The 18,824-nt window shown below is 68.1% G+C and carries 19 protein-coding genes; 6 read left to right on the forward strand and 13 right to left on the reverse strand.

The window, feature by feature from the left end; translation table 11 throughout:
* Positions 1-161: 161 nt before the first annotated feature.
* The gene (gene maiA, locus IBL26_RS17930) at positions 162-794 is read right to left on the reverse strand and encodes a maleylacetoacetate isomerase (RefSeq protein ID WP_187785886.1); all 633 of its coding nucleotides are present in this window, start codon (positions 792-794) and stop codon (positions 162-164) included.
* 245 nt (positions 795-1,039) lie between these two features.
* Between maiA and IBL26_RS17935 the strand changes: the two genes are divergently transcribed.
* Positions 1,040-1,492: an Lrp/AsnC family transcriptional regulator gene (locus IBL26_RS17935; protein ID WP_187785887.1), complete on the forward strand. Its 453-nt coding sequence runs from the start codon at positions 1,040-1,042 to the stop codon at positions 1,490-1,492.
* 314 nt (positions 1,493-1,806) lie between these two features.
* On the opposite strand, the gene IBL26_RS17940 is transcribed toward IBL26_RS17935, so the two are convergent.
* The 12 genes from IBL26_RS17940 to IBL26_RS17990 all read right to left on the reverse strand — a co-directional run bounded on the left by IBL26_RS17940 (position 1,807) and on the right by IBL26_RS17990 (position 13,711).
* Positions 1,807-3,291 (reverse strand): carboxypeptidase M32, encoded by a 1,485-nt coding sequence (locus IBL26_RS17940; RefSeq protein WP_187785888.1) that lies wholly within the window; start codon positions 3,289-3,291, stop codon positions 1,807-1,809.
* 128 nt (positions 3,292-3,419) lie between these two features.
* Positions 3,420-4,118 (reverse strand): SURF1 family protein, encoded by a 699-nt coding sequence (locus IBL26_RS17945; protein WP_187785889.1) that lies wholly within the window; start codon positions 4,116-4,118, stop codon positions 3,420-3,422.
* 329 nt (positions 4,119-4,447) lie between these two features.
* Positions 4,448-5,290, reverse strand: a complete 843-nt coding sequence (locus IBL26_RS17950; protein ID WP_187785890.1) for a cytochrome c oxidase subunit 3 — start codon at positions 5,288-5,290, stop codon at positions 4,448-4,450.
* 130 nt (positions 5,291-5,420) lie between these two features.
* Positions 5,421-6,059 (reverse strand): cytochrome c oxidase assembly protein, encoded by a 639-nt coding sequence (locus IBL26_RS17955; protein WP_187785891.1) that lies wholly within the window; start codon positions 6,057-6,059, stop codon positions 5,421-5,423.
* A gap of 30 nt (positions 6,060-6,089) precedes the next feature.
* Positions 6,090-6,218, reverse strand: a complete 129-nt coding sequence (locus tag IBL26_RS25965; RefSeq protein ID WP_277817335.1) for a hypothetical protein — start codon at positions 6,216-6,218, stop codon at positions 6,090-6,092.
* Positions 6,215-7,174 carry a heme o synthase gene (locus tag IBL26_RS17960; protein ID WP_187785892.1) on the reverse strand — a complete coding sequence of 320 codons (960 nt, stop codon included), beginning with the start codon at positions 7,172-7,174 and terminating at the stop codon, positions 6,215-6,217. Before IBL26_RS17960 ends, IBL26_RS25965 begins: the two co-directional genes overlap by 4 nt.
* Positions 7,175-7,259: 85 nt before the next feature.
* Positions 7,260-8,861 carry a cytochrome c oxidase subunit I gene (ctaD, locus tag IBL26_RS17965; protein WP_187785893.1) on the reverse strand — a complete coding sequence of 534 codons (1,602 nt, stop codon included), beginning with the start codon at positions 8,859-8,861 and terminating at the stop codon, positions 7,260-7,262.
* Positions 8,862-8,998: 137 nt separating this feature from the next.
* Positions 8,999-9,946, reverse strand: coding sequence for a cytochrome c oxidase subunit II (gene coxB / locus IBL26_RS17970; protein ID WP_187785894.1), 948 nt, complete (start codon positions 9,944-9,946; stop codon positions 8,999-9,001).
* A 379-nt stretch (positions 9,947-10,325) separates the two neighbouring features.
* Entirely contained in the window at positions 10,326-10,691 is a 366-nt protein-coding gene (locus IBL26_RS17975; protein WP_187785895.1) for an ArsR/SmtB family transcription factor, read from the reverse strand.
* A 16-nt stretch (positions 10,692-10,707) separates the two neighbouring features.
* Positions 10,708-11,454 (reverse strand): class I SAM-dependent methyltransferase, encoded by a 747-nt coding sequence (locus IBL26_RS17980; RefSeq protein ID WP_241749525.1) that lies wholly within the window; start codon positions 11,452-11,454, stop codon positions 10,708-10,710.
* A 104-nt stretch (positions 11,455-11,558) separates the two neighbouring features.
* A complete protein-coding gene (locus IBL26_RS17985) occupies positions 11,559-12,458 on the reverse strand; it encodes a DMT family transporter (protein WP_187785896.1) in 900 nt (299 codons plus the stop codon).
* A 491-nt stretch (positions 12,459-12,949) separates the two neighbouring features.
* A complete protein-coding gene (locus IBL26_RS17990; RefSeq protein ID WP_187785897.1) occupies positions 12,950-13,711 on the reverse strand; it encodes an SIMPL domain-containing protein in 762 nt (253 codons plus the stop codon).
* 321 nt (positions 13,712-14,032) lie between these two features.
* On the opposite strand from IBL26_RS17990, the gene IBL26_RS17995 reads away from it, so the two are divergent.
* The 5 genes from IBL26_RS17995 to IBL26_RS18015 all read left to right on the forward strand — a co-directional run bounded on the left by IBL26_RS17995 (position 14,033) and on the right by IBL26_RS18015 (position 18,468).
* Entirely contained in the window at positions 14,033-14,962 is a 930-nt protein-coding gene (locus tag IBL26_RS17995; RefSeq protein WP_187785898.1) for a LysR substrate-binding domain-containing protein, read from the forward strand.
* A 438-nt stretch (positions 14,963-15,400) separates the two neighbouring features.
* Positions 15,401-16,081, forward strand: coding sequence for an SCO family protein (locus IBL26_RS18000; RefSeq protein WP_187785899.1), 681 nt, complete (start codon positions 15,401-15,403; stop codon positions 16,079-16,081).
* A gap of 91 nt (positions 16,082-16,172) precedes the next feature.
* Entirely contained in the window at positions 16,173-16,463 is a 291-nt protein-coding gene (locus tag IBL26_RS18005; RefSeq protein WP_187785900.1) for a hypothetical protein, read from the forward strand.
* 365 nt (positions 16,464-16,828) lie between these two features.
* Entirely contained in the window at positions 16,829-17,461 is a 633-nt protein-coding gene (locus tag IBL26_RS18010; protein WP_187785901.1) for a peroxiredoxin, read from the forward strand.
* Entirely contained in the window at positions 17,461-18,468 is a 1,008-nt protein-coding gene (locus IBL26_RS18015; protein WP_187785902.1) for a cysteine synthase A, read from the forward strand. Before IBL26_RS18010 ends, IBL26_RS18015 begins: the two co-directional genes overlap by 1 nt.
* The last annotated feature ends 356 nt before the right edge of the window (positions 18,469-18,824 follow it).

Consider the following 18,824-nt stretch of genomic DNA (forward strand, 5'->3'; position numbering starts at 1 on the left):
CGCGGCAAGGCGGGGCGCGGCTTGGCCGCGCGGCGCCACCACCACCCCGGCCTCGGCCGGCACGGCGACGCTGCGCAGCTGCGCCGCCGCCGGCATGGGCGAAAACACAGGCACGGCCAGAGCAGGCAGGCACAGCAGGGCAGGCAGCAGGCGGGCGCGGATCATGCGGGATTCTCGACCAGGGACGGCGGCTGGGTGGCGTGGAAGGCCGGCAGGGTCAGGCAGGCGGCCTCGGCCGCCATCAGGCGCGGGAAGGCCAGCGGAAGGCCGAACTCGCGCGCCATGGCCATCTGCGGCACCAAACAGATATCGGCGAGGCCGGGCGACATGCCGAAGCAGAACGGTCCATCGGCCTCGCGCAGCAGCATTTCGCAGGCTTCCAGCCCCTCGGTCAGCGTCAGGCGCACCCAGGCGCGCACCTGCATGTCGCCCAGGCCGAGGGCACGCAGCCGCGCCAGGGCACGCGGGTTGTGCAGCGGCTGCATGTCGCAGGCGATGGCCAGGGCGAAGGCGCGCACGCGGGCGCGGGCCAGCGGGTCCGCCGGCAGCAACGCCGGGGTGGGCCACATCTCCTCCAGCCATTCCAGGATGGCGAGGGACTGGGTCAGCGGCGCGCCCTCCCCACTCTCCATCACCGGCACCAGCCCTTGCGGGTTGAGGTGGCGCAGGGCAGGCAGGCGCGCATCGGGGCCAGGTGCCGGGTGCTGCACCGCTTCCGCCCTCAAGCCCTTCAGGGCCAGGGCAATCCGCACCCGCCACGTCGAGGAGGAGTGGGCATAGCCGTGCAGGCGCATCGGAACCCTTTCTTGCTCTCAAATATGTGATCCACAAGAGGCGGAGCGTCAACCTCTTCCGTGCCATCGCTGATAGCGCGGCGTGCAGGCGGTATTCTGCGCGGGATCGTGGCAAAAATACTGCCATGCCTGCCCTGAAGCTGCGCCATAACCCAGCGCTCGGTAGACGGTCACGCTCCGCCGAGGATGGTGGCAGCCAGCCTGTCCTCCACCGCCTGCGTCACGCTTGAAAGGCCCGTCCAGCCATGGACCAGACCGACCACCGCATCCTGCGCGCCCTGGCCCGCAACGGGCGGCTGACCAATGCGGAGCTGGCTGAGGAAGTCGGCCTCTCCGCCTCCCCCTGCTGGACGCGGGTACGGCGGCTGGAGCAGGCGGGGGTGATCAAGGGCTATGTCGCGCTGCTGGACCAGGCCGAGCTGGGCCTGCCCGATACCGTCTTCGTCGAAGTCATGATGGACAAGCACGATGAGGAGGCGCTCAGCCGGTTCGAGGCCGTGGTGAATGCCATGCCGGAAGTGCTGGAATGCCACCTGACCACCGGCGAATACGACTACCTGATCAAGGCCGCCGTGAACGGCACCGCAGGCTACGAAGCCCTGCTGCGCGAGAAGCTCTACCGCCTGCCCGGCGTCCGCCACACCCGCAGCGCCTTCGCCCTGCGTTGCCTGAAGCGGAACCTCTCGCCGGTGCCTTGAGGCGGCGGGGGAGGAAGGCCGGGGAAAGAATTCCCCGGACCCCATCTTTTTTCTTGTGAGTTTGGCGTCGGGCTTCCGTCCGAGAGCGGACGCTTCTGATGATTTTAATAATGGGCCGCGCGGGCTGAACCCTCAGGCGCCGGAGGTCCTAGACCTCCGGCGCACCCAGCCGTCCCCATGACCACACGTTCAGCCATCGCGCGTGAAAACTCGAAAAAAGAAAAGAAGGGGTCCGGGGAATTCCTTCCCCGGCCTTTCTCTCCCCCAACGGACTCGCCATTCGACCTTCGGTTGCGCCTTCCCTGCCCGCCCCCTCACGCCACCAGGTAGCGGTCCCGCAGATGCGCCGTGAAGTCGGAGGGGTCGAGCGGCTTGCCGGTGGCTGCCCGCAGCAGGTCCTGGAAGCCGAGGCGGGAGCCCTGGCCGTGGACTTTGGCGCGCAGCCATTCGCGCAGCGGCGTGAAGTCGCCGCCGGACAGCCGGGTGTCCAGTTCCGGCAGGTCGGCGCGGGCGGCGCGCATCAGCTGGGCGGCCGCCATGGCGCCGAGCGTGTAGGACGGGAAGTAGCCGAAGGCGCCGTCATGCCAGTGGATGTCCTGCAGACAGCCGCGGGCATCGTCCGGCGGGGTCATGCCCAACAGGCTGGCGAAGCCTTCGTTCCAGGCGGCGGGCAGGCCTTCCACGTCCAGCTCACCGCCGATCAGGGCGCGTTCCAGGCGGAAGCGCAGGATGACGTGGGCGGGGTAGGTCATCTCGTCGGCATCGACGCGGATGAAGCCGCGTTCCACCCGGCGCCACAGGCCGGCCAGGTTGTCCGGCGCATAGGGTGCGGCGTCGCCGCCGAAGGCGGCGTGCAGCTGCGGGCCGATGAAGCGCAGGAAGGCGTCCGAGCGGCAGGCCTGCATCTCGATGATCAGGCTCTGCGATTCATGCGCGGCCATGCCGGCGGCCTCGCCCACTGGCTGGTGGGCGAAGGCACTGGGCAGCCCCCGCTCATAGAGGGCGTGGCCGGTTTCGTGCAGCACGCCGAGCAGCGCCTGGGCCACCGAGGCATCGTTGTACCGGGTGGTGATGCGGACATCGGTGGGCGTGCCGCCGCAGAACGGATGGGTGCTTTCGTCCAGCCGTGCATGGGTGAAGTCCAGACCGACGCGCTCGGCCATGTCGCGGCACAGCGCCTGCTGGGCGGCGATGGGGAATGGGCCCGGCAGCGGCACCGGGCGGGGGCGCTGCATCTGCAAGGCCTCGGCGCGCGGCAGGGCGTCGGCCAGGAAGGTCTCGTAGGCGGCGAAGATCGGCTCCACATCGGCGGCGGTGATGCCGCGCTGGTAGCCTTCCATCAACGCGTCATACGGGCTAAGGCCAGTGGCGGCGGACAGGGCCGCGGCCGTTTCCCGCTGCAGGCGGACCACTTCCTTCAGCGCGGGCGCGACCATGGCAAAATCGGCATTGGCGCGGGCGGTGCGCCAGCGCTGTTCGCAGGCGGAGTTCGCGCGGGCGGTGGCTTCCACCAGCGCCGTGGGCAGGGCGACGGCGCGGGCATGGGCGTCCCGCATCAAGGTGAGGTTGGCGTCGTCCCACGCCCCGTGTGCCTCGGCGCTGGCCAGGTCCTCCGCCACCTGCGGCGCGGTCAGCAATTCATGCGAAAGGCCGGACAGGACGGCCAACTGCTCGCCCCGGGCCTCGGCCCCGCCTGCCGGCATGACCGCTGCGGCATCCCAATGCAGCATGGATTGTGCCTGGCCCAGCAGGGCGATACGGGCGAAGCGGGCCTTCAGGCGATCGTAAGCTGCAGTCATGTGGGGTCCTTGAGAGCATCATGCTGACGGTGGCACTGGCGGGCCCGGATGGTGCGGCCGCCACAAGCCCGGGCCGGCGCCTCGCGTGATTCAGGCGTTTCGGTGTCCCCACCTCAAGCCATCACGCTCTAGCGGCGCTGATCCGGCCCCAGCCGAGTCCGGGCCCAGGCGATGAAGACGCCGAGCGCCGCCAGCGCCAGACCGTACCAGGTGATGACGTAACCCAGATGGCTGTTGGTTGGCTGCGGCATGTGCTGTGCCGGCTGCGGCAAAAGGCCCGATTGTGGCCCCATGGCCACGAGCCCGTACGGTGCCGGGGCAGCCAGCGCCACGGCTTCACCGATGGCGGCCGGGTCGAACGTATAGAAGGTACGGCTGGCGGGGCTGCCGGTGGCGCTGGTCCAGCTCGCGGTTTCGCCCGGACGAATATAGCCCTCGACGCGTACCGGGCCTTCCGGCCGGGCGATGACGCCACCCTCCATCGGCACCCAGCCGCGATCGACCAGGATGGGCGCGGCGCCTTCCCGCTGCAGCGGCGTGACGAGATGCGTGCCCAGGGTGTTGCCGCGCACTTCGGCGCCGAAGCGGGCTTCCTTGTCGTGCAGGAACTGGCCATCGGCGAAGACCTTGGCATAGGGCGCAGGCGGGTCCGCCAACGGCACGGGCGGGCCGGCCTCCGCCACGGCGAAGGCGGCCAGCAGGTCGGTCTTCCAGCGCAGGCGCTGCAGTTGCCAGGTGCCCAGGCCGACCAGAATGGCCAGCACGGGCAACAGGCACAGGACGGGCAGGATCAGGCGGCGCCAAGAAGAGGCCGGGCGGGGAGTCATGGCCGGGGTGTCTATCATGGATGGGGACGGGCCGGCAGGGCCGGAAGGGGGAGTGAAGGCCAGGGGAAGGAATTCCCCTGGACCCCTTCTTTTTTCTGCAAGTTCGGTATGGGCTAGGCGGACGTGCTTTCGATAATGGCCGCGCTGGCTGAGCGGCGGACCCTGGAGGCCTGGCGCGAACCAGACTGGTACTTCAGCAGCCACACCCAAAAAGTCGAAAAAAGAAGATGGGGTCCGGGGAATTCCTTCCCCGGCCTTCCCCTGAAACAGAAAAAGGGCCCGAGGGTGGTGACCCTCGGACCCCTTCGTTCAGGCCAACACCGGAAGCGTCAGTGCTGGGCGATCTCGCCCACGCCGAGGATGTAGACCACGACGAACAGGAACAGCCACACCACGTCCACGAAGTGCCAGTACCAGGCGGCGGCTTCGAAGCCGAAATGGCGCTGCGGGGTGAACTCGCCGCGATAGGCGCGGACCCAGCAGACGGCCAGGAAGATGGTGCCGACGATGACGTGGAAGCCGTGGAAGCCGGTCGCCAGGAAGAACACCGAGGGATAGATGCCGCCGGTGAAGGCGAACGGGGCCTCGGCATACTCGTAGGCCTGGAAGAAGCTGAAGGACATGCCCAGCAGGACCGTCAGGCCCAGGCCCTGGAGCAGGCCCTTGCGGTCATTTTCCAGCAGCGCGTGGTGCGCCCAGGTGACCGTGCAGCCCGAGAGCAGCAGGATCATGGTGTTGAGCAGCGGCAGGCCCAGCGGGTCGAACGTATGGATGCCGGCGGGGGGCCAGATGGCCTTGGCGGCACCCGAGACGTGCTCCGGGTACAGGAAGAAGTGGAAATAGGCCCAGAAGAACGCGACGAAGAACATCACCTCGGAGGCGATGAACAACACCATGCCGTAGCGCAGGCCGATGCGGACGATGGGGTTGTGGACGCCCGGCTGCTTCGATTCGCGCACGATGTCGCGGAACCAGAAGTACATGGAGGCGATGACGCCCAGCAGGCCGACGCCCAGCACCCAGTGGATGTTGTAGTGGGCGAAGACGATGATGCCGAACAGCATCAGCCCGGCCGACAGCGACGCGGTCAGCGGCCAGGGGCTGGGGTCCACCAGGTGGTAGGGGTGCTTGTTGTGGGTGGGTGTACCCACCGCGACTTCGCTGCTGGCCATCGGGCTTCCTGGACTCAAGGCGTCACGCAAGGGGTGGAACGGCGGCGGGCAGGCAGGGCCCGGCCTCCGGTCATGCGGAACGATACGACGGAGTGTATCAATCCCGAAAAGCGGGTTCGGATCAAGTCCGTCACGGCGTCGCCGTGTGGCTTGCGCCGGGCCGGATCAGCTCGGTCCGGCGGCCAACATGCTCCCCGGCATTGGCCACGGCGCCTGCGCGCTCGGCATCCGCCAGGGTGCGGAAGAAGGTGTAGTTGATGGTGATCGTCCGGATGTCCCGCGTATTCGGGTCATCCGCGATCTTGGGGTCGACCCAGTAGGCGATGGGCATTTCCACCTGCTGGCCGCCAGTCAGCGTCTGCTCGTCGAAGCAGAAGCACGCGACCTTGTGGAAATAGCGGCCGGCCACTTCCGGCGTCACGTTGTAGGTGGCGATGCCGGTGACCGGCCCCTGGGCGAGGTTCTGCGCGGTGTAGAAGGCCATGCCCTCCTGGCCCAGCGGCAGGTTCTCGCTGCCCTGCCCGGCGGCGAAGCGCCAGGGCAGGTTGGGATGGGTATTGGCATTGAAGCGGACGGTGATGCTCTTGTCCGTGGCGCCGGGCGCGGTACCACCGATCATCGGCGTGCCGTTATAGCCGGTGACGGCGCAGAAGATGGCGTAGAGCGGCACCGAGGCGAAGGCGAGGCCGAGCATGCCGGCCACCACCCCGCCCGCGATAGTCGCGGTACGGCGGTTGCGGCGGGCGAGTTCCGGGTCCTGAACGGTCATGGCGTGGCTCCCTTCCCTGCTCTGCCGGTGTCAGCTTTGGGCCATGCGGGCCATGGCGATGAAGTAGAACAGCGCCACCAGGCCCAGAAGCGCGATCAGGATGGCCCAGTTGCGGCTGCGGCGGCGGCGCTCGAACGCCGCCAGCTCCTCGGGCGTCATGCGCCGAACACCAGCTTGTCGGCCGCCAGGGCGGTGAACAGGGCGAACAGGTACAGGATGGAGAAGCGGAAGGCGGCGCGGGCCGGGGCATCGTTGCTGCGGCTGACGCCGGCCTCGTCCTGCTCATCGCGCTTCACGCGCCACATATAGTGCAGGAAGAAACCGCCCAGCACGAGCGCGGCGCCGCCATAGGCCAGGCCGGACATGCCGATCACGGTAGGGGCCAGGCTGACCGGCACCAGCAGCAGCGAGTACAGCCAGATCTGCCGGCGGGTTTCCTTGGCGCCGGAGACGACGGGCAGCATCGGCACGCCGGCACGTTGGTAGTCGCCCGAGGCGTAGAGGGACAGCGCCCAGAAATGCGGCGGGGTCCAGACGAAGATGATGGCGAACATCACCAGCGCCTCGATCGAGACGTGGCCGGTGACCGCGGCCCAGCCGATCATCGGCGGGAAGGCGCCGGCGGCACCGCCGATGACGATGTTCTGCGGCGTCCGGCGCTTCAGCCACATCGTGTAGATGAAGACATAGAAGGCGATGGAGCCGGCCAGCACGGCGGCGGCCACCATGTTGGTGGCCAGGCCCATCATGACGACCGAGGCCACGGCCAGGAACACGCCGAAGCTCAGCGCCGCCTGCGGGCGGATGCGGCCGGCCGGGATGGGGCGGTTGGCGGTGCGGCGCATGATCGCGTCGATATCGCGGTCGTACCACATGTTGATGGCGCCCGAGGCACCGGCGGCGACGGCCACGCAGAGGATGGCGGTGACGGCCAGCACCGGGTGGATGCCACCCGGCGCGACCAGCAACCCGACGAGGCCGGAGAACACGACGAGCGACATGACACGCGGCTTCAGCAGCGCGATCCAGTCGCGCGCCTCGCTCAGGTCCAGGTCGTCAGACGTGCCGAGGGGGGCAGAAGCCCCCCCCGTCTGACGGAACGTACTGTCGCTCATCAGCCGGCCTCCATGCCCGGAGGATGCGGCGTCCACCAAAATGCGCGCCGCATGCCCCGAGCCTTAGTGTGATCGCGCCCCGCGCTTAGCGGATACGGGGCAGTTCGTCGAAGGTGTGGAACGGCGGCGGGCTCGACACCTGCCATTCCAGTGTGGTGGCACCCTCGCCCCACGGGTTCGCGGGCACGGGCTCCTTGCTCGTGAAGGTGCGGTAGCAGACATAGAAGAAGAACAGGAACGAAGCCACCGACACATAGGCACCCAGGCTGGCGATCAGGTTCCAGCCAGCGAAGGCCTCCGGGTAGTCCGGGTAGCGGCGCGGCATGCCCTGGGCGCCCAGGAAGTGCATCGGGAAGAAGGTCAGGTTCACGCCGATGAAGGTCAGCCAGAAATGGATCTGGCCCAGCCGCTCGGGGTACTGCTTCCCGCTCATCTTGCCGATCCAGTAGTAGAAGCCGGCATAGATGCCGAAGACGGCGCCCAGCGACAGCACGTAGTGGAAGTGCGCGATGACGTAGTACGTGTTGTGCAGGATGACGTCCACGGAGGCGTTGGAGAGCTTCACGCCCGTCACGCCCCCCATGGTGAACAGGAAGATGAAGCCGATGGCGAACAGCATCGGCGTCTTGAAGGTGAGCGAGCCGCCCCACATCGTGGCGATCCAGGAGAAGATCTTGATGCCCGTGGGCACCGCGATGATCATCGTGGCGGCCATGAAGTAGGCCCGCGTGTCCACCGAGATACCGGAGGTGAACATGTGGTGCGCCCACACCACGAAGCCGACGACGCCGATGGCCACCATGGCGTAGGCCATGCCGAGATAGCCGAAGATCGGCTTGCGGCTGAAGGTGGACAGGATGTGGCTGATGATGCCGAAGGCCGGCAGGATCATGATGTAGACTTCGGGGTGGCCAAAGAACCAGAACAGGTGCTGGAACAGCACCGGGTCGCCGCCGCCGGCCGGGTCGAAGAAGGCCGTGCCGAAGTTACGGTCGGTGATCAGCATGGTGATGGCGCCGCCCAGCACGGGCACGGACAGCAGCAGCAGGAAGGCCGTCACCAGCATGCCCCACACGAACAGCGGCATCTTGTGCAGCGTCATGCCCGGGGCGCGCATGTTGAAGATGGTGGTGATGAAGTTCACCGCACCCAGGATGGAGCTGGCACCCGCGAGGTGGAGCGCGAACAGCACCATGTCCAGGCCCATGCCAGCCTGGTACTGGCTGTTGGACAGGGGCGGATACAGCGTCCAGCCCGTGCCGGTCCCGCCGACGAACAGGCTGCCGACGCCCAGCACCAGCGCCGGGAACAGCAGCCAGAGGCTGATGTTGTTCAGGCGCGGGAAGGCCATGTCCGGCGCGCCGATCATGATCGGCACGAAGTAGTTGCCGAAGCCGCCGATCAGCGCTGGCATGATGACGAAGAACACCATGATCACGCCATGCGCGGTCACGGCCACGTTCCAGGCCTGGCCATCGGCGAAGATCTGCATGCCCGGCGTCTGCAGCTCGATCCGCATCAGCAGGCTGAGGCCGATGCCGACGAAGGCCGCAAGCACAGCGAAGATCAGGTAGAGGATCCCGATGTCCTTGTGGCTGGTGCTGAAGAACCAGCGCTTGAAGAACCCAGGCGCGTGGTCGTGCCCGTGGTCGTTGTGGTCGTCATGCGTATGTGACGCGGTCGCCATTCTGTGTCCGTCCCGCTCTCGAACCGTCCGTGGTCACCGCAGCAGGCGGCGCCTCTGTTATTCATCCTGGCCGCCAGGGGCGGCACCGGACCTGTCTCTCTCAACAGAACCGCCCGGGGGCGGCTCCGTTCGCCGTCTTAGCGGCTGAGTTCCGCCACCGTCGTCACGCCGCCGGGCTGCGTCACGCCAGACTGCGCCACCACCGGGGCGGGGGCGCCCTGGTCGGCGGCGAAGCGCTGGCGCGCCTGCTCCAGCCACGCATCGTACTCGGCCTGCGGCACGGCCTTCACCACGATCGGCATGAACCAGTGGTTCTGGCCGCAGATCTGGTTGCACTGGCCGTAGAAGGTGCCGGCACGGTCGGCCCGGAACCAGGTTTCCAGCGTGCGGCCCGGGATGGTGTATTTCTGCACGCCCAGGCTCGGCACGAAGAAGCTGTGGATCACGTCCTGCCCGGTGGTCAGCACGCGGATATTCTTGCCCACCGGGATGACCAGGGGGTTATCGACGTCCAGGTTGCGCAACTGGCCCGGCTGCAGGTCCGCCGTGGCGACAGGGTAGCTGTCGAAGGCCAGGTTGCCGGCGTCGGGGTAGGCGTAGTGCCAGTACCACTGGCGGCCGGTGACGTTGATCGTCATGTCCGCGTCCACCGCCCGGTCCTGGTAGTAGATCAGGCGGAAGGAGGGGATGGCGATCACGATGAGGATCAGCACCGGCACCACCGTCCAGGCCACTTCCAGCAGCGTGTGGTGGCTAGTGCGGGACGGCACGGGGTTCTTCGAGGCCCGGAAGCGCCACATCACGTAGAGCAGCAGCACACCGACGAAGATGGTGATCGCGGTGATGATCCAGAGCACCAGCTGGTTGAAGTCGTGGATCGCGTCCTTCACCGGACCGGCCGCGGCCTGCAGGCCCATGGCCCAGTCGATGGGGGCGATGACCTCCGGCGAGGGCGAGGTGCCGGGCGCAACGGCACCGGAGGCCTGGGCGAAGGCCGAGGCAGAGGTCAGGCCGAGGCCCAGCCCCGTTGCGAGCCCAGCCAATGCCAGGAAACCCGCGAAGCGCGAAACGTTCGACCGCCGCATTCCCAATCCCGTCCGCCCGTATCTCAAGCGCAGCGCCTCCATCCCCTCAAAGCCGAGGCGATGGCCACGTCTGCGCCACTCCCAATCCCTGACCGTCGCCGCACCGTACGACCCGGCCCTCATCCCCCCACCCTGCGATAGGGAGGGATGAGCTTTTGCCGGACCATAGTCGCCCCCCACCCGCCAGCACAAGTGAGGCTGGGCCATGCAGGCGGAGGAACGAGCCCGGCACACCGATATTTCGTTGCGTACAGAAGGCCCCGGGCCGGCGCCATACGTATAAGAAGCAGCCCTTGGGGCCCCGCGCATCAAGGCGACGGACTGGTGCCGGGCCCGACAGGCCGCCGGCGGTACCCCGCATCGGCGGGGCCGCCCCGTGTCAGGCCGGCGGGGCCGGGGTGGGCTCGATATCCGATTCGCCCTCGGCCACGTGGTCCACCATGTCAGCCAGCATGGAGCGGATATGCGGGTCGGTGACGGCGTAGAGCACTTGGCGGCCTCGCCGCTCCGCCTGCAGCAGCCGGGCGGCGCGCAGCAGGCGCAGATGGTGGGAAGCCAGGCTGGCGGAGATGCCGATTCGCTCGGCCATTTCGCCCACCGGCGCGGGCTCGGCCAGGCAGGCGAGGATGATGCGCAGGCGGGTCGGGTCGCTCATCAGCCAGAACATGCCGGCGAGCTCGACGACCTCGTCGTCATTCACCCGGCCGAGGGCGCCGGGGCCGTTGGGAAAGCGGGCGGAAGGCATGGCCGCCCGCCCCGCTTCAGGCCGCCGGGGCGGTGTGCTGCACGGCCGCGGCGATCTGCGCGGACGGCGTATCGACGTTACGGACCTGCACCAGGGTGAACAGGCCGGCCGGCTGGCAGGGCTGCACCGAGTCGAGCTGCACCGCCTTCGGGTCCAGCAGGTCCGTCAGCTCGAAGTCCGGATGCCAGCCGAGGATGCGGGAGAGCGGCGCCATCGCGCGCTCCACCCACCAGCGGGGCCCGGCCTCGGCGGCGAAGTGGTTGACGAACAGCAGGTGGCCGCCCGGGCGCACCACGCGGCGCATTTCGCCGAACAGCTTCTTGGCGTCCGGCACCACGCTGGCGGTGAACATCGCCACCGCGATATCGAAGGAATCGTCGCGGAAGGCCATCGACTCCGCGTCCATCTCCAGAAGCCCGTCCACGTTGGGCAGCTTCTCGTTCCGGACGCGCTCATCCGCCTTCATCAACATTTCGCGCGACAGGTCGATACCGGTCACGCGCTTGTCGGCGCGGTAACGCGGCAGGGCCAGGCCGGTGCCGACACCGACCTCCAGCACCCGGTTGCCCGGCAGGCTGTTGACGGCCGCGACCGCGCGCCGGCGCCCGAAGGCGGAGACGCCGCCGAAGACCGCGTCATACATGTTGGCCCAGCGCCGATAGGCGTCGCGGACCGACTCCGCGTCCAGCGCCGCGCGCTTGTGGTCACGCAGCGTGCCGTCCGCCGTTCCCTGGTTCCGGGGTGCCTGAGTGATGCTGGCCATGTCCTGTCCTCGCGCCGGCCATCCGCTAGCGCCTGCGGCCGATGGGCGCAAGCATGACTGTTGTTCGGCATCCCTGCCATGGGCGGTGGGGGGAAGGCTTGCGGTCATGGCGGGGCACCTTGCGGGCGTCGTTGCGGCAACGCTACCAGAACGCCGCCGGAGGCGATAATGGCTGCACCGGCAAGCGTGAATCGATCCGGATCCTGCCCGAACACCAGGGCGGAGACGATGATGGCCCAAAGCAGCTGGGTGTAGGTGATCGGCGCCAGGACGCTGGCCTGGGCCCGGCTGAACGCCATGACCAGCAACCCGTGCCCGGCCGCCCCCAGGAACCCCAGCGCCACCAGCCCGGCCCAGACCCAGCCCGCCGAATGCGGCCCCGCCGTGCCAGGCCACTGCCAGATGAAGGGCTGCACCAGCGCCAGCAGCACCGCGCCGGCGACGCCTGTGTAAAGAATGGTCGTCCGCGGGTCGTCCACCGCCGCCAGCTTGCGCGTCAGGATCTGATAGACGGCATACAGCACCGCATTGGCCAGCGGCAGCAGGATGGTCCAGTGCGGCAGCGGCCCACCGGTCAGGAACGGCGGCCGCAACGCCACCAGCACCCCCAGCAACCCGATGCTGACGCCGATCCAACGCCGGGCGCTGACCTTCTCCTTCAACCAGACCGCCGCCAAGGCCACCGTCATCATCGGCGCGGCGAAGCCCACCGCCGTGGCATCTGCCAGCGGCATGTGGGCCAGAGCGGCGATGAAGAACAGGCTGGAGATGGCCAGGCAGGCCGAGCGCACCGCCTGCGCGATGGGCGCCCGGGTGCGCCAGGGCACGCTGCCCGTCAGCACCTTCAGGGCCAGCGCCACGAAGGCAATGTGGAAGATAAACCGCACGAAGACCAACTGCGGCACGGGGTAATCCGCCGCCAGCAGCTTCCCGGTGGTGTCCATCGCGATAAAAAAGAAGAGGGCGACAAAGTTGAGGACGATGCCGGTGACGGTGGCGGACATGTTGGCGCCATCTTGCACCCCGCCGCCGACGACGCCAGGGCGACCACGCGGAATTCATCCGGGAAGAAGGGATTGTTTCGCGGCGCGACCCGGGCGGGTTGGCGCAGCGTTCGTTCGGCAACGGCACCCTTTGCATTGAGCAGCTAGGGCTTGGCGCAGGTGGCGTGGAGGCCGGGGAAAGAAATCCCCGGACCCCTTCTTTTGTTTGCGAGTCTTGCCGGCGTGGCTGTTGAAGCGGGTGAGCTTGAGAGACGGCTGGGTGCGCCGGAGGTCCTAGACCTCCGGCGACTGACGGTTCAGCCCTCGTGGCTCATTGCGAACATCAGCAGCAGCGTGCGCTCTCAGCCATGAAGCGCTTCACCAAACTCGCAGAAAAAAGAAGGGGTCCGGGGAATTCTTTCCCCGGCCTTCCCTCCCTCCCCGCCCCGCAAGCCACGAAGCCAAGGGAGGAAGCGGCAAGGTCCCCCTCCCCCGAAGGCGTCGCACACCCATCAGCGGCGGGCGCGCAGCACCACTTCGCCCATGGCGGTCGAGCTCACGGTGACGTCTTCCGGTGCGCTGGCCGGGGCTGGGCTGCTCATCGAGGAGGCGGAGGCGCGCATCATGGCCAGGCGGGGCATGGCGACCGGGGGCGCGTCCAGCTGCAACTTGCGGATGCCGGCGACGTCCATGCCCAGTTGCTCGGCCACGGCGGCGGCGCGGCGGCGGAGGCTGTCGATGGCCAGCCGGCCGGCCTCCTCGCGCGCCGCCTGCTCGACGGAGCGGGAAAGGCTCCAGTCCAGCCCGTCCAGCGCCAGGCCCTGGGTCTGCAGGGCGCCGGCCAGTTCCAGCAGCCTGGCCGGCTCGGTGCCGCGCAGCACCAGGCGCTGGCTGGCGTTCCACTGGCGGGACTGCGGGTCGCGGTTGGTCCAGTAGCCACCGGTGGTGACCTGCACGCCCTGGGCCTCCCGCGCCCGGGTCAGGGCGGCCTGGATGGCGCGGTTGACCTGGGCCTGCACGGCGGCGGCGTCGGTGCCGCGGGCCTCGGATTTCAGGGAGGCCTGCACCTCGTCCGGCGCGCGGCGCACCTCGGCTGTCTCGGAGAGGGTGAGGACTGTCTCGGTCAGGGCGGCTTCGGCCTGGGCGGTGGGCGGAGCGGCGGGCGGCGCGCCCTGGGCCTGCGCGGCGGAGGACAGCACGGGAGGCAGGGCGATGACGCCGCAGAGCGCCGCGAGCGGCAACAGGGCGGGACGGGCGAAACGGCGCGGGGTCATCATGGTTTTCCTTACTGGCTCCTCTGGCAGGCCACGCGGGTGCGGCGTGCCGGATTGGTCTGTTCGTCGGGTTCGGGCTTTGGGCTGATGCCTGGAAGCCGTCTCTCTCAGGTCCGGTCAGGCTGGGCGGCCGGCGTTCCAGCGCCGGGGTTCCCAACATGTCCGGCCGGGTTGTGGGCCACGTCCCGGGCTGCTGGGGCCCGAGGCGCCGTGCCGATGTGAGGAGCCGGAGGCCCGGCTTGAAGGGGCCCGGCAGCAGCCAGGGCTTGGCGCGGGGCGCCGGCATCGCCACAACAAGGGAAATCCCCTGATGAACAAGTCATGAGCCAGAGCGATCGCCTCCCTGACCTGAACCTGCTGCGCCTGTTCGTTGCGTTGATGGAAGAACGGCACGTCACCCGCGCGGGTGAGCGGCTGTTCCTCTCCCAGCCGGCGGCCTCCGGCGGGCTGAAGCGGCTGCGCGAGCAGTTCCACGACGTGCTGTTGGTGCGGGAGGGGCAGGAACTGCGCCCGACGCCGCGGGCGGAGGAACTATATGCCACCCTCGCCCCGCTGCTGGGGCAGATGATGGACGCCATCGCCGTCTCCACGCCGTTCGACCCGGCGACGGACCACCGCACCTTCGTGCTGGGGTGCAGCGATGCCATCGCCTTCGCCCTGCTACCGCCGTTGCTGGACCGCTTCCGGCAGACCGCGCCGGGTTGCTCCCTCTCCGTCCGCATGGGCGACCATCACAGCCTGCCGGCGATGCTGGCAGCCGGCGAGATTGACACCGCCCTCGGCTACATGGGCAACGAGCTGCCAGCCAATGCGCGGATGAAGGTCCTGCGGCATTCCCGCTGGATGGTGCTGCGGGACGCCGCCACGCCTTCCGTCGCCGAGATGGACGCGTATTGCGCACGGCCGCACGCACTGATCTCGGTGCGCGGTGATCTGGAGGGCAATGTCGATTCGCTGCTGCGGAGCGAGGGACGCTCCCGCCGCGTGGTGCTGGGGCTGAGTTCGTTCTTCCTGCTGGCGGCGGCGCTGCCGGGGACGCAGATGATCGCCACCGTGCCGGATTTCGTCGCGCAGCGGCTGGCGATGCGGGCGGGGCTGCTGCTGGATACCCCACCGGTCACTATCTCCCCCACCCCGAACGCGCTGGCCTGGAACGGCTCCCGCGACCAGGACCCGGCGGAGCGCTGGTTCCGGCAGGAGGTGACGGCGGCAATGGCGAATGCGCTGACTCCACCAAGGGAACTGGTGTGAGGCCGCATGCATCACGGTGCGGGATGCGCATCCAGGGCGGTTCGGTCTTGAGGTTGGGGGAAGAAGGCTGGGGACGGAATTCCCCGGATCTCTTCTTTCTTTTTGCCAGTTTTTCTGGAGCGGCGGCGGGAGCGTCGGGCTTCTCGGAGAGAGTCGCGACAAAAGCCCATCTTCGTTGGCGACGGACGGTCCGGTCCGGGTGCCCGTGACAACCTGCATGGCCCCAGTTGTGGTCACAGGTCCAACGCCAGCCGTCAGAAGCAAGATGGGGTTTCAGGAGAATTCCTTCCTTTGACCTTCCCCTCCCGCGCAAGGCCGCACGCCGACCATCCCCAACCACGCTGCTGTGGCCCGGCACCCGGCCCGTTAGTGCGATAAGGTCGCAACATTTCGGCCAGGACGGTTTCGCCGGGCTAAACCTTCGGCTAAGCATGACGCATGCAGCGCGCCATTCGAATCCTGGTCCTTGTCCTCATCGTGGGCCTCGGCGCCCTGTGGGGGGTTGCGTGGTTCGGGCGCCAGCCGGGTGAAAGCCCGGGCGATTCCTTCCTGCGACAGGTCGCGTCGCTGACCGGACGCCAGCAGGCGCCCGCCGGCCCGCAGGTCGGCATGCAGTTGCCTGCCGGCGTCACGCTGGGTGGCCCCTTCCAGATGCAGAATCAGGATGGCCGTACGGTCACGCAGGCGGATTTCAACGGCCAGCTGGTCGTTGGCTATTTCGGCTTCACCTATTGCCCGGATGTCTGCCCGACCGAGCTGGGCAGCATCGCATCCGCGCTGGACATGCTGACGCCGGAGCAGGTGGCCCGCGTCACGCCGATGCTGGTGACGGTGGACCCGGAGCGCGACACCCCGGCCCAGCTGAAGAGCTATGTCAGCAACTTCCACCCACGCATGGTGGGCCTGACCGGCACGCCGGAGCAGGTGGCTGACATGGCCAAGCGCTTCCGTGTCTACTACGCCAAGGTGACGCGGCCGGAGATGAGCGAATATCTGATGGACCATTCCTCCTTCATCTACATCATTGGTGAAGGCGGGCGGGTGCGGGCCCTGCTGCGGCCGCAGTCTTCGCCGGAAGACATCGCCGCGGCCATCCGCGCATTGTTGCCGCAGGCCTGATTCCAGGGCCTGCTCTTGCCAACCGCGGCGGACACGCCGCACCGATCGAGACGGCGCCGGTCCGCAGCCGGCACAAGGAGCCACAACGACCATGACCGAGGACGAGTTCGAGGATCTGGCAGGCCGCCCGACGCCGCGCTCCGCCGCCACAGCCCCGAGCCCCCGGTACACGCGGCGGCTCTCCGACAAGATCCTGATCGCCTTCCACCAGGCCTGCGACCAGGGCGACTACGAGATCGCCGAGGAGCTGCTGCGCATCCTGGAGCAGATCCTCACCCGCCGCCCGGTGGCCACCGATACCAACCGGCGCAAGAACCTGGAAAGCCTGGTGGCGGCGCATGAGCGCCTGTGGCTGCTGCGGCACCCAGAGAACGGGAACTAACGAACGGCCGCGCCGGAACGAGGCTTAGAGGACGGCCAGGGAGGTATTCCCCGGCAAACCTGCGGGCCTGTTCCTTCGCTGGTGGGCGGACTGGCTGCGCGGGCGCCGCTTCATCGCTGCCACAGCGGCGCCCATCGCGTTTCCGGTCAAGCTGCATCCCGCAGCCAGCCCTCATTGCCCAGCCCGTTGCTCCGGGGCCGCCGTGGCTGCCCAGCGCAACGGGTGCGTTGTTCCCGCCCCAGCGCGACCCCGACATTTCGCACGAATGTAAATCGTGAATATGCTGTGGCGGCGCTTGCGGTCCAGCTTGACGCACGATCTCGCTCTGTGATTTCCTCTCTCCCCAAAGATGAAGAGGACGCAGCATGACCATCCAGCTCGGCCAGATCGCCCCGGATTTCGAGGCACAGACGTCCCAGGGTTCCATCCGCTTCCACGAATGGGCCGGCCAGTCCTGGGTGGTTCTATTCAGCCATCCGAAGGACTTCACCCCCGTCTGCACCACCGAGCTGGGCGAGACCGCGCGGCTGAAGCCGGAATTCGACAAGCGCGGCGTCAAGGCGATCGGCCTCTCCGTCGATACGCTGGACAACCACACCACCTGGGACGCCGATATCGCGGAGACGCAGGGCACCGCCCTGAACTTCCCGGTCATCGCGGATGCGGACCGCAAGGTCTCCAGCCTCTACGGCATGGTGCACCCGGAATCGGACCCGAGCGTGACGGTGCGCACGGTCTACGTGATCGACCCGAACAAGAAGGTGCGGATGACCCTGGCCTACCCGCCCTCGGCCGGCCGCAACTTCGCCGAGATCCTGCGGGTGATCGACAGCCTGCAACTGACCGACAGGCACAAGGTGGCAACGCCGGTGAACTGGCAGCCGGGCGAGCGCGTCATCATCGTCCCCAGCGTGTCCAACGAGCAGGCGAAGGAGCAGTTCCCGCAAGGCTGGGAAACGCAGAAGCCCTACCTGCGCTGGGTGGACCTCAAGAACTGATGACCAACGCCGCAGGCCAGGTGGCCCACGGGTTCTGGGGGGCGGTGGGCAACACCCCCCTCATCCGGCTGAAGCGCGCCTCGGACGCCACGGGATGCGAGATCCTGGGCAAGGCGGAATTCATGAACCCGGGCGGCTCGGTCAAGGACCGCGCCGCCCTCGGCATCCTGCAGGACGCGGTGGACCGCGGGCTGCTGGTGCCCGGTCAGCCAGGGCTGGTGGTGGAAGGCACGGCCGGCAATACTGGCATCGGCCTCGCCCTGGCCGCCAATGCGCATGGCTGGAAAAGCGTCATCGTCGTGCCGGAAACGCAAAGCCGCGAGAAGCTGGACTACCTGCGGATGATCGGCGCCGATTTGCGGCTGGTGGCGCCGAAGCCCTTCGCCGACCCTGGCAACTACGTCCACGTCTCCCGCCGCCTGGCGGAGGAGCTGGGCGGCGTCTGGGCCAACCAGTTCGACAACCAGGCAAATGCCACCGCGCATGAGCGTACCACCGGCCCGGAGATCTGGGCGCAGACCGGCGGGCGGATCGATGCCTTCACCTGCGCCTGCGGCACCGGCGGCACCCTGGCCGGGACGGCGCGGGCGCTGAAGGCGCAGAACAAGGATATCCGCATCGTGCTGGCGGACCCGGAAGGCAGCGGGCTCGCCGCCTGGGTCAAGACCGGCACGGTGAAGGCCTCCGCCGGCAACTCCATTACCGAGGGCATCGGCCAGGCGGCGCGCGCGCCTGGCAACCTGCAAGGCGCGCCGATCGACGACGCGCTGACCATCCCGGATGCCGAAGCGTTGGAACATGTCTATTCGCTGCTGATCGACGAAGGCATCTCGGTCGGCGGCAGCGCCGGGCTGAATGTCGCGGCGGCGGTGCGGGTGGCGAAGGACCTGGGCCCCGGGCACACCATCGTCACCGTGCTGTGCGACGGTGGAGCGCGCTACCAGTCCAAGCTGTTCAATCCGGATTTCCTGCGGGAAAAGGGACTGCCGACGCCCCCCTGGCTTTGAGGGCTGAGGTCTCTGGGAGCGGAGGGTCGGGGAAGGAATTTCCCGGACCCCTTCTTCCATTCTGCGAGTTGGCGTCACGCCTCGGAGTGAGAGCGTATTCTGCTTGATGAGAGTGACGTTGGGCCAGACGGACTGAATCCTAAGGCACCGAGTTCGCATCCGACTGAGGGTGGGAAGAAAGGTCAGGGGAAAGAGTTCCCCTGAAACCCCATCTTTTTTCTGTCAGTTGGCGGAGGGGCTTCAGGACTGTGGGTGCGATCGTGAGAAAGATCGGGGCCACCTAGGCTGAACCATCGGTCCCGGCGGCTATGGACCTCCGGCGCAACCCGGATCCGGAAAGCCTGGACGCCCTTACA

It is taken from the genome of Teichococcus aerophilus (assembly GCF_014490485.1).
Lineage (GTDB): Bacteria > Pseudomonadota > Alphaproteobacteria > Acetobacterales > Acetobacteraceae > Pseudoroseomonas > Pseudoroseomonas aerophila.